16 protein-coding genes are annotated in these 17171 nt (G+C 65.4%); all 16 read right to left on the reverse strand.

The features are described 5' to 3' along the window. Nucleotides 1-2 precede the first annotated feature (2 nt). The 16 genes from hisH to VHP37_03460 all read right to left on the reverse strand — a co-directional run bounded on the left by hisH (nt 3) and on the right by VHP37_03460 (nt 17153). Entirely contained in the window at nt 3-617 is a 615-nt protein-coding gene (gene hisH, locus VHP37_03385) for an imidazole glycerol phosphate synthase subunit HisH (protein HEX2825364.1), read from the reverse strand. Then, nucleotides 614-1759, reverse strand: coding sequence for an N-acetyl sugar amidotransferase (locus VHP37_03390; protein ID HEX2825365.1), 1146 nt, complete (start codon nt 1757-1759; stop codon nt 614-616). The genes hisH and VHP37_03390 overlap by 4 nt, the downstream gene beginning before the upstream one ends. Nucleotides 1760-1856: 97 nt before the next feature. Next, complete coding sequence (locus tag VHP37_03395) at nt 1857-3014, reverse strand: Gfo/Idh/MocA family oxidoreductase (protein HEX2825366.1); 1158 nt, start codon at nt 3012-3014, stop codon at nt 1857-1859. Then, nucleotides 2953-4197: a class I SAM-dependent methyltransferase gene (locus tag VHP37_03400; GenBank protein HEX2825367.1), complete on the reverse strand. Its 1245-nt coding sequence runs from the start codon at nt 4195-4197 to the stop codon at nt 2953-2955. The genes VHP37_03395 and VHP37_03400 overlap by 62 nt, the downstream gene beginning before the upstream one ends. Nucleotides 4198-4390: 193 nt before the next feature. Next, complete coding sequence (gene rfbG / locus VHP37_03405) at nt 4391-5425, reverse strand: CDP-glucose 4,6-dehydratase (protein HEX2825368.1); 1035 nt, start codon at nt 5423-5425, stop codon at nt 4391-4393. A gap of 10 nt (nt 5426-5435) precedes the next feature. After that, a complete protein-coding gene (gene rfbF / locus VHP37_03410; protein ID HEX2825369.1) occupies nt 5436-6215 on the reverse strand; it encodes a glucose-1-phosphate cytidylyltransferase in 780 nt (259 codons plus the stop codon). Between the two features lie 50 nt (nt 6216-6265). Beyond that, the gene (locus VHP37_03415; GenBank protein ID HEX2825370.1) at nt 6266-7312 is read right to left on the reverse strand and encodes a glycosyltransferase family 2 protein; all 1047 of its coding nucleotides are present in this window, start codon (nt 7310-7312) and stop codon (nt 6266-6268) included. After that, complete coding sequence (locus VHP37_03420) at nt 7309-8151, reverse strand: class I SAM-dependent methyltransferase (GenBank protein ID HEX2825371.1); 843 nt, start codon at nt 8149-8151, stop codon at nt 7309-7311. The genes VHP37_03415 and VHP37_03420 overlap by 4 nt, the downstream gene beginning before the upstream one ends. A gap of 29 nt (nt 8152-8180) precedes the next feature. Continuing rightward, nucleotides 8181-9524 carry a lipopolysaccharide biosynthesis protein gene (locus VHP37_03425; GenBank protein HEX2825372.1) on the reverse strand — a complete coding sequence of 448 codons (1344 nt, stop codon included), beginning with the start codon at nt 9522-9524 and terminating at the stop codon, nt 8181-8183. 73 nt (nt 9525-9597) lie between these two features. Further along, nucleotides 9598-10845: an O-antigen ligase family protein gene (locus VHP37_03430; protein ID HEX2825373.1), complete on the reverse strand. Its 1248-nt coding sequence runs from the start codon at nt 10843-10845 to the stop codon at nt 9598-9600. A 13-nt stretch (nt 10846-10858) separates the two neighbouring features. Beyond that, nucleotides 10859-12214 (reverse strand): hypothetical protein, encoded by a 1356-nt coding sequence (locus VHP37_03435; protein ID HEX2825374.1) that lies wholly within the window; start codon nt 12212-12214, stop codon nt 10859-10861. Beyond that, the gene (gene pseI, locus VHP37_03440) at nt 12211-13278 is read right to left on the reverse strand and encodes a pseudaminic acid synthase (protein ID HEX2825375.1); all 1068 of its coding nucleotides are present in this window, start codon (nt 13276-13278) and stop codon (nt 12211-12213) included. The genes VHP37_03435 and pseI overlap by 4 nt, the downstream gene beginning before the upstream one ends. Continuing rightward, complete coding sequence (locus tag VHP37_03445; protein ID HEX2825376.1) at nt 13265-13939, reverse strand: HAD family hydrolase; 675 nt, start codon at nt 13937-13939, stop codon at nt 13265-13267. Before VHP37_03445 ends, pseI begins: the two co-directional genes overlap by 14 nt. Next, nucleotides 13923-15839: an NAD-dependent epimerase/dehydratase family protein gene (locus VHP37_03450; protein ID HEX2825377.1), complete on the reverse strand. Its 1917-nt coding sequence runs from the start codon at nt 15837-15839 to the stop codon at nt 13923-13925. Before VHP37_03450 ends, VHP37_03445 begins: the two co-directional genes overlap by 17 nt. Beyond that, the gene (locus tag VHP37_03455; GenBank protein ID HEX2825378.1) at nt 15829-16398 is read right to left on the reverse strand and encodes a GNAT family N-acetyltransferase; all 570 of its coding nucleotides are present in this window, start codon (nt 16396-16398) and stop codon (nt 15829-15831) included. Before VHP37_03455 ends, VHP37_03450 begins: the two co-directional genes overlap by 11 nt. Then, nucleotides 16398-17153: a class I SAM-dependent methyltransferase gene (locus VHP37_03460; GenBank protein ID HEX2825379.1), complete on the reverse strand. Its 756-nt coding sequence runs from the start codon at nt 17151-17153 to the stop codon at nt 16398-16400. The genes VHP37_03455 and VHP37_03460 overlap by 1 nt, the downstream gene beginning before the upstream one ends. Nucleotides 17154-17171 lie beyond the last annotated feature (18 nt).

Below are 17171 nucleotides of genomic sequence, written 5' to 3' on the forward strand. Positions count from 1 at the left end.
GCTCAGACCTCCGCGAAATTCTTCAGCAGCTGCGTGCCCCAGCCGTGGCTTTTCTCGGGATGGAACTGCACGCCGAAGATGCGGCCCGAGCCCACGCTCGACGCGAAAGCGCACGCATAGTCCGTCGTCGCCAGCACGTGCTCGCGCTCGGCGGCGGCGAAATAGTACGAGTGCAGGAAATAGAACCGGGCAGCCGATTCGAGCCCGCGAAACAGCCCCTCGCCCCGCAGCGGCTGTACGTCGTTCCAGCCCATGTGCGGCAGCGGCATGAGCCCGCGTGCCCCGTTGCAGTCGAAGCGCTTCACCTGCCCCGCGATCCAGCCCAGACCGGGAAGCACGCCTTCTTCGCTGCGCTCGGCCATCATCTGCATGCCGACGCACACGCCGAGCACGGGCTTGCCGCCGCGCAGGACCGCGTGGTCGAGCGCCGCTCTCATGCCCGAATCGTTGAGCCGGGTCATTGCGCGGTCGAAAGCCCCGACGCCGGGCAAGATGACGCGCTCGGCGCGCTCGATGTCGGCAGGGCCGGTGGCGAGCGTCGCGGGGATGTTCAGTCGTTTGTAGATCGTCGCGAAAGCGTCGACGTTGCCCAAGCCGTAGTCGACGATCGCGATCATCGCTTGCCGCCGCGTTCGAGGCCCAACCACTTCATCACGCGCGCGCCCATCAGGTAGACGTACTGCTGCGACTTGAAATCCTTGTACGAGCGGTTTGGCCCGTCCATGCAGCCCTGCAACTCGTCGACCGAGATGCCGAGCTTGGTTGCGACGTACTCGAAGTCCTGACCGACGGTCTCGGGATCGTACGCCGGCCGCGACAGGCGCTCCAGCGCCTCTTTCCGCGTCATCTGCTTGGTCAGGATGAGACTCGAATACTGCACTTTGCGCGTATCGTAGCCGAACTTCTTCGGCAGCCAGTAGCTCTCGTAGAACTTGGTGAAGCGCGACTCGAAATGCTTCTGCGGATAGGGCTGCCAGCCGAAACGCTCGGCCAGCAGCCGCATGGCGTCCGCCTTGACGTACGGGACGTAATTGAGCGGCGTCTCGACGCGGATGCGCTTCACGTACGGCAGATAAACCTTGTGCCAGAGGATGGTCGTCGTGGGGAAGTTGACGAGCGGGCGCGTACCGAACTTCGCGTGAATGTCGCGTAGCTGGATCGAGTCCGACTGGTAGTACATCCATTCGATCGGATTGCGAATGCATTCAGTCGAGAGATTGGCTCCGGTGAGGATATAGCGCACGCCGTAGCGGTCGGCGAAGTTGTACATCGTCGCGAAGAACGCGTGATCCTGCGGCGTGTCGATGTGCGGCACGCCGGCCTTGAAGTAAGCGAGCTGGAGGTCGCGCATCTCCTCCCAGTCGATGACCTCGGTGTAGAGATCGAGGCCGAGCTTGTCGACGAGCTTCTCGATGTTGTTCACCGCTTCCTGCGAGTTCCAACCGGCATCCACGTGAAAGACGAGCGGGCGCAGGCCGAGCTTCTCCTTGGCGACGTACGTGAGGTAGGAGCTGTCGATGCCTCCGCTCATGCCGATGATGCAGTCGAAGTCCTTGCCCTCGCCTTCCTTCTTGATGCGCTCGACCAGGCCCGCGAGCTCGCGCTCGCCGCGCTCGTCGGTGTGCCAGTTCGGAAGAATGTTGCGGTAGAAGTTGTTGCAGTGGTCACACACGCCGCGCTCGTCGAAGGTGATTCGACTGTCGGTGGTGTCCATGACGCAGTTCGTGCAGATTTGATGGTTCAGCTCGGTCATATGCATGGCGATTGGCCCGTGAGCGTTCCGCGTGCGGGCTCCTGAGGAGGGAACATAAAGGGGAAATGCGTGGTGGCGGCAAGGCGCCGCCTGCGCGTATTCCTCAGGTAGCGAGTGTCCTCATTAGTTCGGGCATGGTGCGGTGTCCGCTCTCCGCGAGGGCATATCGGATGTCGGCGTCTTGCGGCGGTTTGTCCGCGTCGCCCCCGAGGCTTGTCGCGAGCTCTCGGCGGTAGCCCACCGCGACTTCGTCGGAGAGCCGGCATGCGCGCACTGCGGTTTCGAAACTCAGCCTTGGATCGAGCGCGGCGCCGGCCGCCGCGGCGAGAAACGTCGCGAGCATGCGTGCGAGCGGCCGCTCGGCATCGGACGCCGGCATCGGCTCGGCGCTCGCCCGCTCGCCGTCGCGAATCACGGCAGGCTCGGCGCTGAAATCGAGCTGAAGCACGCGACCGCTGCGAGCGCGGACTTCGACGAGGCGCCGACGCTCGCCGGTGTTGCGCTCCAGGAAGATCGTGCACGGGACGTCATCGGCGCGCAGGTCGAGTCCAACCGCCGCGCCGCCCCTGGCGACCGTGACGCCTCGCAGTCGATCGGGCGCACGGCCCAGCAACGCACCGACCAGGGGCACCACGTGCGGCAGCCAGTCGGCGAACACCGGCACCCGTGCGTCGTAACTTTTCACCTCACCGTAGCGATGTTCCGCCAGCGGATCGGCCCACCGGAGCGTCAGCGCCTCGACCGGGCTGCTGGCCGCCACCCGCTCCGCGAAACGCTGCACGTAGGGCGCGAACAAAAACACGTGCGACGCGGCGAGCGTCACGCGGTGCGCACGCGCCAGATCCAGCAGCCGTTGGGCCGCCGCTGCCGTGGTCGCCACCGGCTTCTCGACGAGCGTCGGGCTGCCCGCGCGCAGCGCCCACTCCGCCGTCGCTTCGTGATCGTGCGCTGCATTCGCCACGATCACGGCGCCGGCAGGCGCATTCGGCAGCGCGGCGGAGATCTCGAGCGGTGCACCGGCGCGCCGCGTACGTGCCCACGCGAGCATGCCCTGCGCATTGCCCGGCGAGCACACGCGCAGGGGGACCCGCGGCGCCAGGATGCCGCAGAGCACGTCGATGAGCACCCTCGCCCAGCGCCCGCCGCCTACGACCAGCACATCGGCAGTCTCGACGGCGCCGCGGGCGCCGGCCGCCGCATTAGCGCTGGCGCTCGAAGTCTGCCGCACTGACGATGTCGATGACAGGGCCGGTATAACCATGCTGTGACAAATAGCTGCGGATCTCCTGCGGGATGTGCCACGCCAGGTTGAGCAGCGGCTGCGACTTGTCCGCAAGTGCGAAGAGCTCGTCGTCGGAGCGGATCGGGACGCGGGTGCCGGGCAGGTAATGCCCGATCTTCATGGAGCCGGGCTTTTCGTAGACGGCGTCGATCGACTCCTCTCCGAGCCCCAGCAGCTTGATCAGGATCGCGGCACGGCCCGGAAACGCCTTGGCCCGCAGCTTGCCATACTGCCGAACATGCTCGGCGACCGACGCCCTGCGGCTCGCGCGCCAGCGTTCGAGATTGGCGCTGAGCCGCTCGAATTGCTCGCGAAAGCGGCCTTCGCGTGCATCGACGGCGGCGCGCGCAGCGGCCTCTTCCGCGCTCGGCGGCTGACTGCTCAGGAACACGCGGATGTTGCCGCCATAGCGCGACGGGAATTCCACGTGTGACAGCTCGAGCTCGAGCGCACGCGCGATATGAACGAACGACGTGTAGCTGTAGGTGCGCGGATGTTCGTGATAGAAGGTATCGAACTGATTGCCGTCGAGGACTGCGCCGAGGTAGTGGTTCTCGATCACCACCGCCGTGCGCGCGGACACCAGGTGCCGCAGGGTGCGCAGCACTGCCTGCAGGTCCTCGATATGCGCGAACACGTTGGTGAACGTGATTATATCGGGCTTGCCGTGCTCTTCGGCGATGCGCGTCGCGAGCTCTTCCGACAGGAACGCGTTGAAGGTGACGTGACCTTTCTCCTCGGCATCGCGACATGCGCCGGTGGGCTCGATGCCCAGCGTGGTCGCACCCTTCTTGCGGAAGAAGTCGAGCAGGCTGCCGTCGTTGCAGCCGATGTCCAGCACGCGCTTGCCGCTCAGCGGTCCGAAACGCGCTTCGCAGGAATCGACGAGGCCGGCCATGCCGTTGAGCACGTCCGCAGTGAAGCGCGAGCGGTAATGGTACGACCGCGGGAAAAGCTCCTGCTTCGGCACCTGGTAGCGCTGATGCGCCGTTCGGCATGTGTCGCAGTACAGGATTTCGATCGGGTATTCCCGGCAGGTGCGCGCGTCGCCGACCGCCACCAGATCATCGCACATCGGGTGTCGGCCGAGGTCGAGCACGGTCGCGAGGTGTTGTTCGCCGCAAACCTCGCAGCCGCTTACTTGGTTCAGTTGATCGTTCATCGCTCCAGGCTTCTGTTCACACACGAGCCCGGTTCGCTCGGTGCGGAATTTGTTGCGGAGAGTTCGGTGAGAGTCGGGACGGCGCGCCACGCGATGCTGCGGCGCGGGCGCGCAGGCGGATTATACATGCGCACAGTGGGGCGAGTGCCGCCCCGGCAGCGATACTACGAGTTTCGCTTCAACGACTTAGCTGTCAACCGGCCTCGTAGTCGGCGATCTGTCGAGCGATGAGCCCGGGCAGTGCGCTGTCGGATATCGTGTAGCCCGCATCGGTCCACTCGACCGTGTCCCCGAACGTGAGCCGCGGCGTCCATCCGAGCTTGTGGCGCGCGCGGTCGATCGAGAGCGACAGCGCCCGGGCTTCGTGAACACCGGGCGCGGGCGTCGACGTCCAGCGTCGTCCCCTGCCGAGGCCGGCCATCGTCTCGACGAGCTCGCGAACCGTGCGGTCACCTGACGTTCCTGGGCCGAAGTTGCATGCGTCGATCGAGCGATCGCCGGAATCGAGACGAGCGGCGAGTGCGAGATAGCCTGCCAGCGGCTCGAGGACGTGCTGCCACGGTCGCGTCGAATCCGGATTGCGCAGCTCGACGGCATCGCCGCGGGACCACGCGCGATAGCAATCGGGCACGATGCGATCCTCGCTGTAATCGCCCGCACCGAGCACGTTACCGGCGCGCGCCGTCGCGACCGCGACGCTGCTCGACGCGCCGAACGACGCCCGCCACGACGCGACGCCGATCTCGCACGCCGCTTTCGATGCGCTGTAAGGATCGTGCCCTCCCAGCTCGTCCGTCTCGCGATACGCGAATTCCCACTCGCGGTTCCGGTACACCTTGTCGGTTGTGACGACGACCACGGTCACGGGCCGTTCGAGCGCGCGTGCCGCCTCGAGCACGTTGAGGGTGCCGACGACGTTCGTCTGCCACGTCGTGATCGGCTCGCGGTAACTGCGTCGCACCAAGGCCTGGGCCGCGAGGTGGAACACGATCTGCGGATCGGCGCGCCGCACGGCTGCCTTGAGCCCGTCCCCGTCGCGAATGTCGCAGATGACGTGGTCCAGGCGCTCGTCCAACCGCAAGCGCGGGAATAGCGAGCCCGGTTCGGGCGGAAGCGCGATGCCGAAGACATCCGCGCCGTTTCCGACCAGCCATTCGCACAGCCAAGCACCTTTGAAACCGGTATGACCGGTCACCAGGATGCGCCGCCCCCGAACGTCCCGGCTCATTGCTCGACGCTCACCAGATTTTCCACGCTGCGCGCCCTTCGTCCCACAGGCGGTTGAGCAGCATGAACTCCTGGTACGTGTCCATCGGCTGCCAGAAACCGTCGTGCGCGTAACAGCCTAGCTGCCCTTCGCGCGAGAGTGCCGTGAGCGGTCCCTGCTCGAAGACCAGCGCGGGATCGTCGTCGAGGTAGTCGAAAAGCCTGCGGTCGGCGACGAAAAATCCGCCGTTGATCCTGCCCGCCGAGGTCTGCGGCTTCTCGAAAAAGGTCGTCACGACGCCGTCCTTGATCTGCAGCTCGCCCCACCGGCCGGGAGGACGCACCGCCGTCAGCGTGAGCACGCGGCCGCTCGCGCGATGATGCGCAATCGATGCGGTGATGTCGACATTGCCTACGCCGTCGCCGTAGGTGAGGAGGAACTCGCGGTCGTCGCCGAGGTATTTCTCGATACGCTTGATACGCCCGCCGGTCATCGTCTCCTGGCCCGTATCCGCCAGCGTCACCGTCCAGCCGCGCTCCTCGATCTGCGTATAGAAGTTGACCCCACCCGGTTCGCCGATGCGCATCGTCACGTCGGACACCATCCATTGCAGGTTGCGAAACCAGTCCTTGATCACGTCGCCTTTATATCCGAGACAAAGAATGAACTCGGTGTGGCCGTGAGCGGCATACGTGCGCATGATGTGCCACAGGATGGGCCGTCCGCCGATGGGAATCATCGGCTTGGGGCGGTACTCGGTCTCCTCGCGCAGCCGCGTGCCCTTGCCGCCGCAAAGAATCACCACTTTCATTTCGATGCAATCTCCGGTCAGTTATCGATAGGGGCAGCGCCCGCGGCGCGCTATTGAGGCAGCGGCTGCCGCCTGCGGCCGAGGATGCGCGCCGCGCGGCTCAACGCGAATTTCAATCCGCGGCGCAGGTCGCCGCCGAGCACGCGCCCGACGCAGGTCGTCAGGCCGCCCCAAACGATCGCGAGCGGCCGCGGCAGCGTTATCGTCGGCGCGAGCCAGAGCCTGAACAGCCAGCGGTCGCGGAAACGTCGCGCGAAGTTGTCGAAGGTGACCCTCAGGTCACCCCGGCGCGAGAGTCGCAGGTCGAGCAGGTAGAACGGATAGTATGACAGCAGCTTGTCCCTCTCGATCGTGCGAATGGTCTCCGGGCGCAGCCCCCATTGCACGTGCGAGTCGAGGATGTTCCACAACTCTCCCACGAACACCTCGCTGTAATCGTAGGAGAACGAGTTTTGGCGCTTGCTCGCCATCAGATACTTGTCCAGATACAGATTCTCGCGACCCGCGAGCGCAGCGCGAAGCATCAAGTGAAACGCCGCAAGATTGCTTGTGGAAAACAGGTGACTGTCGACCTCCCCCAACAGCGCTTTGTTGATGACGCACGCCGAGGTCAGCGTGAAGCAACGGCTGGTTGCGATGAGGAAGGCGTTCGGATCCGAGAAGATGCGCTCGCGTCCCACCCCGCCGGGATTCTCCGCCCTGAAGTCCTCATCGAATCCGAATGGTCGCATGATCACGACACCGTATTCGCGCGCGCAGAGCCGCTCGACGACCAGCCGCAGCGCGCCGTCGACGAACAGATCGTCGTCTCCGAGCAGCAGCACGTACTTGCCTCGCGCCAGATCGAACGCCTGTGCGAAATTCAGCGCCCATCCAAGGTTGCGCTCGTTGCGCACATAGCGGACGGGAAGCCCTCGCGCGGCCGCGTCGCGCACGACCTCGGGAGTCTCGTCGGGGCTGCAGTTGTCGGACACGATCACCTCGACCAGCCCCGGCGCCACGCCGCTCAGTTCGGACTCGATCTGCGCCAGGTTGGCGGCAAGAAAGCCCGCGCGGTTCCACGTCGGGATCGCGAGGGTCAGGAGGGGGCTCGTCACCTGGATTTCCTGCAGACGACGGTCAGCGCGCCCGACCAGAACGCTGGATAGCGGGTGCGCAACGGCTCGATCAGCTTGAACTTGTCCCCATATCCGGTCCAGCGCACCGGTTCCCAACCGCAATCGAGCAGCAGCGCGCGCAGGGATTGTTTCGTGAAGGTGTGCAGGTGCCAGCCGTCCCAGCCCGCAGTGCGCCAGTTCTCGACCGGCTCGCCGCCGCCGGTTATCGGCTGGCGACCCATCGCAAGCTTCACGACGTGCTTGATGTAGCCGTAATTCGGCACGCTGATCACGAACACCGAGTCGCGCGAGCCGATGCGGCTGAGTTCGTCGAGCACGACATACGGATCGAGCACGTGCTCGATGGTGTCCAGCGACAGCAGAACGTCGATCGATCCGCTCGGAATCTGAGGCAGGGTATCGCGCGCGGGCGCGGTAAGTGACACCTTGGCGGACACGCCGAGGTCCCGCGCAGCCGTCTCGATGCGTTCCAACGCGCGTTCGCTGATATCGACGCCCGTCAGCGACTGGAAACGCGCTTCGCGCGCCAGGTGAAGAAGCAGCGAACCGGCCCCGCAGCCGTACTCGAGAACGCTTCCCGACAGCCCGTCGAGCAGCGGATAGATGGTCCTGTCCCTGCCCTGCAGACCCTCGCGCGGATTCCAGAATCTCTCGGCATCCTGCTCGTAAAACTCTTTCAACTCATGCATCGTTGGTTTCGCGCACGGCCGCAGAATGCGTTCGGCGGCGCGCTTCGTAGTCGGGTGCGTCGGGATGAATCGTCCCATCGGCGCGAGCAGGCCCTGCGGGTCTTTCTCGCCTGAGGTCTCGCCCCGCACCGGTGTTTGAACGGAAAGCCCCGATAGTACTAAATCGCAGCGACGCCGGCCAACAGCGCGCCGCCGAGACCGCTTTCGGCTGCCGCGAACCCTAGCGCCGTGCAGGCACAGCCTGCGGCGATGCCCCACCAGCTCACGCGCACGGGCCAGTGGGCGCGCGCGATGACGTAGGCTCCGGCGGTGCGCAGAACCATCTGCACGCCGAATCCCGCGTAAACCCCGATCGGGCCCAGTGCGTAGATGAGCACCAACATGAGCACGAAACCAACGGCGCTCGTGACGAGATGCATCCGCATCACGCTCGGACCGCGATCGTACGCAAGCAGATAGTTCTGACAGTGCCAGTACGGAACGAGGATCACGTACGATACGATCAGTAGAAACAACTCCGGCGCGATCGAGCCGTATTCCGTGAGGTTTCCGCCCACGATCCGCGCGACGAGCGGATAGAGCGCGATCAGCAGCCCTCCTGCCACGCCCAACGCGAAGCCCTGCGCATCGTAGAAGCGGCGGTTGCGTACCTCGACCTCGTCTATCGGCAGGTCGTGGACGATCCGGTAGAAGCGCGGCCCCCACACCTGGTTGGTCGCCGACGCGACGAGCTGCATCAGCGTCGACAGCATGAAGACGAGCGTGAATTTCGCCACCTCGGGGGAATCGAAAAAAAACTTCACGATGTAGTTCGTGCCGTAGCCGCTCAGCCACCCGAGAAACGTGACCGCAATGAACGGACTCACGCGCGACACGATCGGCCGCCACTCCGCCGTAGACGTGGTGAAGGCGTACATGCCGAGCCCTTTCAGCCACGCGGCGGCGAGCCCGAGCATAAGGCCAGCGGTGGATCCCGCAAAGAACGCGAGAACGGTCGATTGAACGGCGAACGCGGCAATGCTGCCGGCCAGGCCCGTCAGCGGTACGAGGAAGTTGAACCACAACGCCGCGGCGTGGCGTTCGTCCAACCTGACGATCTGCGCCTGAAGAGACGCGTACGCGAGCAGCGTCCCGGACAGCACGACGTAGAAGACGGCAAGCGGCGACGCATCCTGTCGCCCCACGAACAGCGCGAAGATTGCCGCGGCCCCGACCGCGGAACATAGCGCGCTTGCAACGAATACGGTGTTCGCGGCCGCGAAGAGGCGCTTCTGCTCGTCGGGCATGCGGTGGCGTTTGAGCAGGCCGATCACCGCCTCCACGATGCCGACGGCGGCGAGCGAAGACACGCCGGTCTGCAGCGCGTAGAGCAGCCCCCACTGCGCGTATTCTTCGACGGGCAAGGTGCGGGCGAGCCAGAGAAAATAGACGAAGCCGGCAAACTTGAGCGCCGCCGCCGATGCTGCATAAAGTCCGGCGTAGAACGCGAGCGGGTTGAGCACGAGGCGCTTAAGCAGCTTCAAGGCTGCACCGTGCGGAATCCTATTGCAGGCACCGATGCGACGCCGAGACGCGTCACGACGGCGGTCTCGGGACGCCATCGGTGCCGGGCGGGAGGCGCCTTCGCGGGGAACCGGCCATCATTCCGAGCAGAAAAGCCAGCATGAAAGTGCCGTGCGTCTCCTTGAACGTCTCGTGCAGCATGCCGTAGATGAGCACGGCGATGAGCCCCCAGAAGAACCCGCGATGAACGCGCCGCAGGTAACGCAGCAGCACGGCGAGCAGCCCGAGATACGCCAGCAGACCCGGGACGCCGGTTCTCAGGAGGACGTCGGCGTACTGATTGTGAGCCGAACCGCTGAAGCTGCCGACGATGCTCCACACTCCGAGATAGCCCGTTCCCGTTAGCGGGTTGTCGGCGACAAAGTCGAGAATGTGCCGCCACAGGAAGATGCGGGTACCCCCTGACGAATGCTCGTTCGACAGGTCCTGGTCGACCACGTCCGAGTTCAGGGCGTACTCGAACAGGCGCGTATCGAAGAAGTCGAACACGACGGGCACCAGCCACCACACGAGCCCCAGCGCAAGCACGGTCGCGGCGAGGATCGCGACGGCGACGAGCACGGCGCGCAGCCGCGGCTTGCGCAGCCAATCGCCGAAGCCGACCAACCAGAACAGGCCCATGCTGCCGAGCAGCGCAATCACCGAGCTTCGTGAGAACGTCAGGAATAGACCGACGAGCAGCACGATGGCGATCCCCTGCTTCGCAACACGACGTGCGATGCCGGACACCGGCTGCAGGTAGACGATCCACAACGCGAAGAGATACAGGAACCCGACACGCTGGCTGCCCACCACGTTCTTCGCCTCGAAGCCCAAGCTCGATCCTCCGGCGACGAAGAAAATGACGACGCTCGACAGCGACAGCAGGATCGACATGATCACTACGGCAGCGGCGAACGAGCGAACCATGACCTCGTCGATGTCGACGAACGCGTAAGCGAACATCGTCATGAACAATATGAAGCTGGCGAGGCGCCTGCCTCCGTCCTGATAGAACTCGTACTGATAGACGGCGGCGATCACGAAGATCGCCGTGTACATCATTATCAGGTAGAGAAAGCCGGACGGCGGACGGCGGACGCTGCCATGCACCATGGCGACCGCGAGGGGCAGCAGCACGAAAGAATAGTTCGCCCCGATGCCCGAGTCGCCGATCACGATCGGATACAGCGAGATCACGAAGAACGCGCAGAGCCGCAGCGCCCTCACGGACAGGAGGGAAGCGCGCGGGTAGATCGCCGCGGGTGCGTAGGCTGTCACCCGGCCCCTCCGCTCATCCGGTCAGACATGCCTCGTCATTCGGCCGGCCCGCGCGCGGCAGCGGCGCGCCGAGCAGCGAAGCGAAGACCCCCGCAACGCGCCGCGGCATGTCCTCCGCCGGCAAGGGACCCGCGTTCTCCCTGATCCACGCCATGGCGGCCTCCCGCTGCGGACGGGCATCGACGTCGTGCACCAGCGCGTCGAGCTTGCGGACGTCGCGCAACTCGCGCGCCCGCGGATAGCTCGTCATCACCGGGCCAAAGCTCTGATCGCGCAGGCTGCCGTACTTCGCCAGCGCGACCGGCATGCCCAGCAGCGCCGGTATCACCGCCACGGTCGAAGGCTCGACGATGCATGCACAGCAGCGCTCGAGCCGAGGCACGAATTCATCGTTGCCGCAGATGTCGACGCCGGCCTCCGCGAGCGTCCCCAGCACGTTGCTCCTCCGATGATCCGGATGGGGCTTGAACACGAGCTTTCGGCCCTGCGCCGCCAACGCGTCGCGGGTGTCGAGCATGTGCCGCACGAATTCCTCGGCCGAGGTGAAAACGCAGCCAGTGAACATGAGACCGGTGTCCGCGTACATGACGTCCGCGGCCTGAGCGTGCGTACGCGCGATGCCAGCGCCGACGCGCTCGGCGGTCAGCCCGAACCGCGCAAGGTCCGGATTGCCCACGGGTATGACATCCTCGGCCACGAAGCCGTATTTACCCAGCGCATAGTCCACGTCCGCGCCGACATACACACAGCAGCGGTCGGTGCGCGCGTCGTCGGCCGAGACCGTAGTCCAACGCCCGAGCGCACCGCGGAAGACATCGCTGCCGAACCGCAGCCAGTCTGTGGCAGCCGCTCCCGTATCGCGCAGCGCGCCCGCGTAAGCGGGCCACACGTGCGTGAGCGCCTTCGACAGCTTGCTCACGGCGTATTTGGCCTGGGCGAGCGCATTGACGCGGTACGGCGTGCCGCCGTCGACCGCCTGCACCTGTACCAGCCCATGAAAAACATGGACCGTCGGTATGCCGCGCAAGCGGCAATAGCGGTTGAACGCGCGGTGCGCGAACGTATCCGTCGACATGAACAGCACGGCATCCGGTCGCTCGACGTCGAGGATCTGCGCATAGCCGGCGCGATCGTAATACGCGATGTCGCGAATACGCAGGCCGCCGAGAGTCTCTTCCGTCGGCCTTCCGGGATCATTGCCCCAGGACCCGAGATGCAGCAACGCCAGATCGAGTCCGGTTTCAGAGAATGCGGGCACGAGGCGTTCGAACAGATGGGCGCCCCCCGTCCAGTTGTCGAACCCGAGCACTTTCAGGGGCGCTTCTCCGCGCCACAGACGCGCCCGCCTCATCGCGTCGGCACCGCTCACGCGAGCAGCGACCAAGACATCGGCGTGCCCTTGCTCACGTCCTTGTTGACGCGGCGGCCGAGCAGATCCTCGTAGAACTTGGGCGGAAGGCCCAGGCCGGGACGGACGCAGCGCAGGTTCTCGCGCGTGAGCACTTCGCCCGCACTCAGATCGGCGGCGATGTAGATCGAGCGCCGGTGCGCCAGCGATTTTTCCTCGGCGCCGGCGGCGCCGTAAGCGACTCGTCCCAACGACTGCCATGCACGCTCCGTCTCCACGACGAGCGCCCGCAATTCGTGCGGCTCGAGGGAAAAAGCGCTGTCGACACCGCCGTCCGCCCGGCTCAGGGTGAAGTGCTTCTCCACGACGGAGGCGCCGTGCGCCACGGCGGCCACGGCGGCTCCGACGCCCATCGTGTGATCGCTCAGGCCGACCTCGCAGTCGAACATCGCGCGCAGATGCGGGACGGTGAGCACGTTGCTTTCGCACGGGTTCGCCGGATATGTACTCGTGCACTTGAGCAGGATCAGATCGCGGCAACCCGCTCCTCGCGCGGCGCGCACGGCTTCGTCGATCTCGGCAAGCGTCGCCATCCCCGTGGAGATGATCATGGGCTTGCCTGTGGCTGCCACCCTGCGTATGAGCGGCAGGTGCACGTTCTCGAAAGAGGCGATCTTGTACGCGGGAACGCGCAACGTCTCGAGGAAGTCGACCGCCGTCTCGTCGAACGGCGTGCTGAACGCGATCATGCCGTGCTTGGCCGCGCGGCCGAGGATCGGCTCGTGCCACTCCCAGGGCGTATAAGCCGCCTGATACAGAGCGTGCAGGTTGTTGCCGTGCCACAGGCTTTGCTTGTCGTCGATGAAGAACTCGCCGCCGGACACGTCCAGCGTGATCGTATCCGCGGTATACGTCTGCAGCTTGAGCGCGTGCGCGCCCGCCGCGGCCGCGGCATCGACGAGCTCGAGCGCGCGATCGAGCGACTGATTGTGGTTGCCCGACATCTCCGCGATGATGAACGGTGGCTCGTCGCAGCCGATCTTGCGTTCGGCGATGCGCAATTCGCGATCGTTAGGCTGTTGCATGTGAATGTTTTTCCAGTAGACGAGGCAGCTCTTCGAGACACGGGATCGTGCGCACGGCATCGAATCCCGCCGACGCCGCCACCGCGCGGTGGTTGCCGGAAAGCACTCTCACCGTCAACACGCCGAGCGGATTCAGTTTCACGAAGTCCTTCGCGGGATTGTCACCCACATACACCATGTCCGACCACGCGCACCGCTCCAGCTGCCGAATACGGTCGAAACAATAAGTCGACGGTTTCGCGTTCTTCAGGCCGTATCGATGGGTGATGAACACCCGCTTGCAGCGCCCTGCGATACCGAGAGCCTCGACCTTTTTCTGCTGCGCGATCTTGTGTCCGTCGGTCACCACATACAGCGGCGATACGAGCGTTCGCAGCAGGGCCGCCGCGGCCGGGAACAGCCGGATGTCCGGCTTGTGATGCCGGTACACTTTCACGCACTCGGCGACGAGGCCCCGCGTACGCACGCCGTGGCGCTCCAGCAATTGGTCGAAGATACGCCCGCGGCCCTCGCGCTCCAACACCTCCGACATGATCGAGACGCTGGCGGTCTCGTCCCAGCCGAAACGCTCGCGAGCCCACGCCGCGACGGCTCCGAAACCGCTGGTCACGTAAGTCAATTCGGGGTAGAGCGTATCGTCGAGATCAAAAATCACGACCATAGGAATAACTGTCCTGCGCGACCCGGATCTGGCGCACCTCGCCGTCTATGCGACGGAAGCGACAGCCGCCGACATCGCCCCCGCGGGCTTCTAGCACCGACCAATATAGCGTATCGAGTCCCGCGGCAATGGCGGTGGTCGAAGCGCCGCCGAAGCGCGGATTGCACTCGATCACGTGCACCGCGCCGGCGGCATCCACGAACGCCTGCATGACCACGGGTCCGCGCAGGCGCAGCGTATCCAGAATGGCCGCAGCACGCGCTTCGACCGCGGCGTCGCGGAATGTCGTCGTCACCTGGGACTCGCCACCCACCACCAGGTCGCGGCGGCGCAGCACCAGCCCCTTGACGCGGTGCGAGCGATCGAGCCAAGCGTCTATGCTGATCTCGCGGCCGGTGACGAAGGGCTGGAATATCGGCGCCTCGAGGGTACGTGCGTGAGCGAGGGCGGCCGCCCGGTCAAGATCCAGGCCGAGCGCGCGAGAACCCGCGCCGTAACGTTCCTTGACGACGTAGCGCACGGCATCGATCTCGTCGATGTCGAGAGCCGCCGGGATGAAAGGCAGGCCGAGGGTCCGCCCATGCTGCGCGAAAGCGAGCTTGTCGAGACATAGCCGCAGCGAGGCCGCGGGCGAAACGACGATCGAGATACCGGCGGCTTCGAAAGCCGTGCTGTTCTCGGCCCAGAACGAAAGCTCGCCGTCGCGGGTCGGCAGGATCACCGAGATGTCGCGGGCGCGGCATCCGTCCAGCACCTCGGCGATGTGCTGCGGGTTCGTCGGCGGCATACACCAGAACTCGTCCGCGACATAGGCGCAAAGCGCTTGGGGATTGGCGTCGCCGGCGATGACTTTGGCGTCGGTACCGATGCGTCTCGCCGCCTCGCGCACCGCGTAAAGCAGTGGCGTCTTGCGCGAGGCGCTGGTCACTAGTACCGCCAGCGGGACCGGCGCGCTGCGGCGTTCGCTCGCGGCCACCCGCTCGTGCTCGATGATCTCGGGGATGGCCGTATCGAGGTCGTATTCCGGCCGCCAGCCGATACCAGCCTGCAGAAGGGACACATCCGCCTGGGAAGCTTCGAAAGCAAGATCGGATTCGTGAAGCTCGGTGCGCATGCCGGGAAAGTGACGCCCCAGCGTATCGAGCACGTCCTGCACCCGCCGCGATCGGCCGGTGCCGAGGTTCACGATGCCCGTGACATCCGCCGCTTCGGCGAGACGCACGAGGCCTTCCGCCGCATCCGCCGCGTAGACGTAGTCGAACATGCCTTCGGGACGATAGACCGTGATCGTCTCATCCTTCAGCAGGCTCCGCACCCAGCGCGAGATCACGTCGCGCGAGTTGCGACCGTAGCCGCGGAAGATGCGCGCGCACACGCTGCTGAAGCGGTCGGCGCAGAAACCGTTCAGGAACCGCAGTTCCATCTCGTGTGCGAACTTCGCCATGCCGGTGAGATTGCGCGGCGACACCGGATCGGTCTCGACGAGGGGTCGCGGCGTCTCGCGCGGCGCGTCGAACTGGTACAGCGACGGGTCGTAGATGAGATAGCTCGAGGCGAAGACGACCCGGCGCAGGCTGGCGATGTCCCGGGCAATGGACATCAGTTGATGGCTCAGCTGAACGTTGTGCCTGAAGTTCTCCGCCCAGAAACCGTACGTTTCGACGGACCTTTCGAACGTCGCGGCAAGGTGGATGAACGCATCAGGCGCGAAATCCTCCAGCTCCCCGGGCGTCATGTGGTTCAGATCGCCCTGACGGTAGACGATCTCGGATCCGAACGCGGCCGGCCGCGGCTTGAGATCGCCGACGAGGACCGCCGCACCGCGCGCGACCAGGCGGGGAACGATTTCGAGCCCGATCACGCCGGCCCCGCCGCTGACGAACACGCGATTAAGCTTCATGGCTCGCGAGGCAACCGTGCAGAAGGGAATCGATGGGCATCCCGTCGATGATCACGTGTTCTCGCATCGCGCCTTCGGGCCTGAAGCCGCACGATTCGAGAATCTCGATGTGGTGAGTGCGAATGGCAAACGTCTCCGTAAAAAGCCGGTTGAGCGCGAGAGCGCGGAAAGCGACCTGCTTCATCAGCTCGAGGAACGCGGCGAAGTCGCGCGCGTAGCCTTCGCGATCGCCGGCGCGCCGCGGATCGAGGAGAAACGAGAGCTCCGCGCGGCGGTGCTCCCAGGCTATATGCACGAGGCCTCCATATCCGATGAGCGTGTCACGCTCGGAATAGGCGAAGAGCACGTTGGAGGGCTGCCGCCTCGCCATGTCCGGCCAGATCTGCGCTTCGTAGTACCGCTGCTGCTGTTGCGGCGTGATCTCGTCGCGCTGCCTCAGCACGTCACGCTGAGCGTTGCGCCATTGGCGGATCGCTTCAACGTGCTCGGCCTGGACCGGGCACACCGAATAATCCGCGCGCTCGTAACACTGGCGTGCGAGACAGACGTACTCTCTCATCAACGATCGGATCGTGGCCGCCGCGCGACGACGAGGAGATCACGTCCGACGCCGACCGCGGAAAGCGCCCTGTAGATCTTTCGGCGCAGCGCCTTCGGCAGGTTGAGCTCGAAGTTGCAGCGCATGCGATGCGCTTCCTTGCCGCGCTCCGCGGCGTCGACGTAATTGACGCCGAACAGCAGGAAAGCCTCCATCGGGAAGTCGGCGGTGATCTCGAGCGGTTCGAGCCCGACCGCGTCGCACGTGGTGCCCACCGACTCCGGGGAGAAGTAATTGATGTGATCCGGCGCCGCGACCCACCAGTACTGCCGTTGCGTGACGCGCTGCGCGGCCTCCTGGATTTCGGAGAAGTCGTTGGGGACCCTGAACACGACAACGCCACCCGGCTGCACGAGCGATCGCGCAAGCGTCAGGAATCGGACGGGATCCGGGACATGCTCGAGCACGTTGAGGAGCGTCACCGCTCGGTAGCGGCCGGCGTTCTCGGGTTTACCGGCCCAACCCTCGAGCGTGGATTGCTCGGCCTTGAGCCCGCGCTCGCGCGCGACCTGGACAGCGTCGGACGAAGGTTCGATGCCTTCGGCGGACGCGCCGTTGGCGGACAGGTACTGCACCAGGTGGCCGACTCCGCAGCCGATGTCCAGCACGGGCGCACCGGGGTCGGTGGTCTCGACGATCGCATCCAGGCAGTCGCTGTACAGCGTAGTTCTCAGCCAGTGCAGCTCGTCTTCAGCCTCCTTGCCGCCGCGCAGCATGCGGCCCAGCTCCTGGGC

Source organism: Burkholderiales bacterium, from assembly GCA_036262035.1.
Lineage (GTDB): Bacteria > Pseudomonadota > Gammaproteobacteria > Burkholderiales > SG8-41 > JAQGMV01.

What these genes read in the sequence shown, in the direction of transcription:
- hisH (HEX2825364.1), bottom strand. Translation starts at nt 617, where the DNA reads ATGATCGCGATCGTCGACTACGGCTTGGGCAACGTCGACGCTTTCGCG.
- VHP37_03390 (HEX2825365.1), bottom strand. Translation starts at nt 1,759, where the DNA reads ATGCATATGACCGAGCTGAACCATCAAATCTGCACGAACTGCGTCATG.
- VHP37_03395 (HEX2825366.1), bottom strand. Translation starts at nt 3,014, where the DNA reads ATGGTTATACCGGCCCTGTCATCGACATCGTCAGTGCGGCAGACTTCG.
- VHP37_03400 (HEX2825367.1), bottom strand. Translation starts at nt 4,197, where the DNA reads ATGAACGATCAACTGAACCAAGTAAGCGGCTGCGAGGTTTGCGGCGAA.
- rfbG (HEX2825368.1), bottom strand. Translation starts at nt 5,425, where the DNA reads ATGAGCCGGGACGTTCGGGGGCGGCGCATCCTGGTGACCGGTCATACC.
- rfbF (HEX2825369.1), bottom strand. Translation starts at nt 6,215, where the DNA reads ATGAAAGTGGTGATTCTTTGCGGCGGCAAGGGCACGCGGCTGCGCGAG.
- pseI (HEX2825375.1), bottom strand. Translation starts at nt 13,278, where the DNA reads ATGCAACAGCCTAACGATCGCGAATTGCGCATCGCCGAACGCAAGATC.
- VHP37_03445 (HEX2825376.1), bottom strand. Translation starts at nt 13,939, where the DNA reads ATGGTCGTGATTTTTGATCTCGACGATACGCTCTACCCCGAATTGACT.
- VHP37_03450 (HEX2825377.1), bottom strand. Translation starts at nt 15,839, where the DNA reads ATGAAGCTTAATCGCGTGTTCGTCAGCGGCGGGGCCGGCGTGATCGGG.
- VHP37_03455 (HEX2825378.1), bottom strand. Translation starts at nt 16,398, where the DNA reads ATGAGAGAGTACGTCTGTCTCGCACGCCAGTGTTACGAGCGCGCGGAT.
- VHP37_03460 (HEX2825379.1), bottom strand. Translation starts at nt 17,153, where the DNA reads ATGCTGCGCGGCGGCAAGGAGGCTGAAGACGAGCTGCACTGGCTGAGA.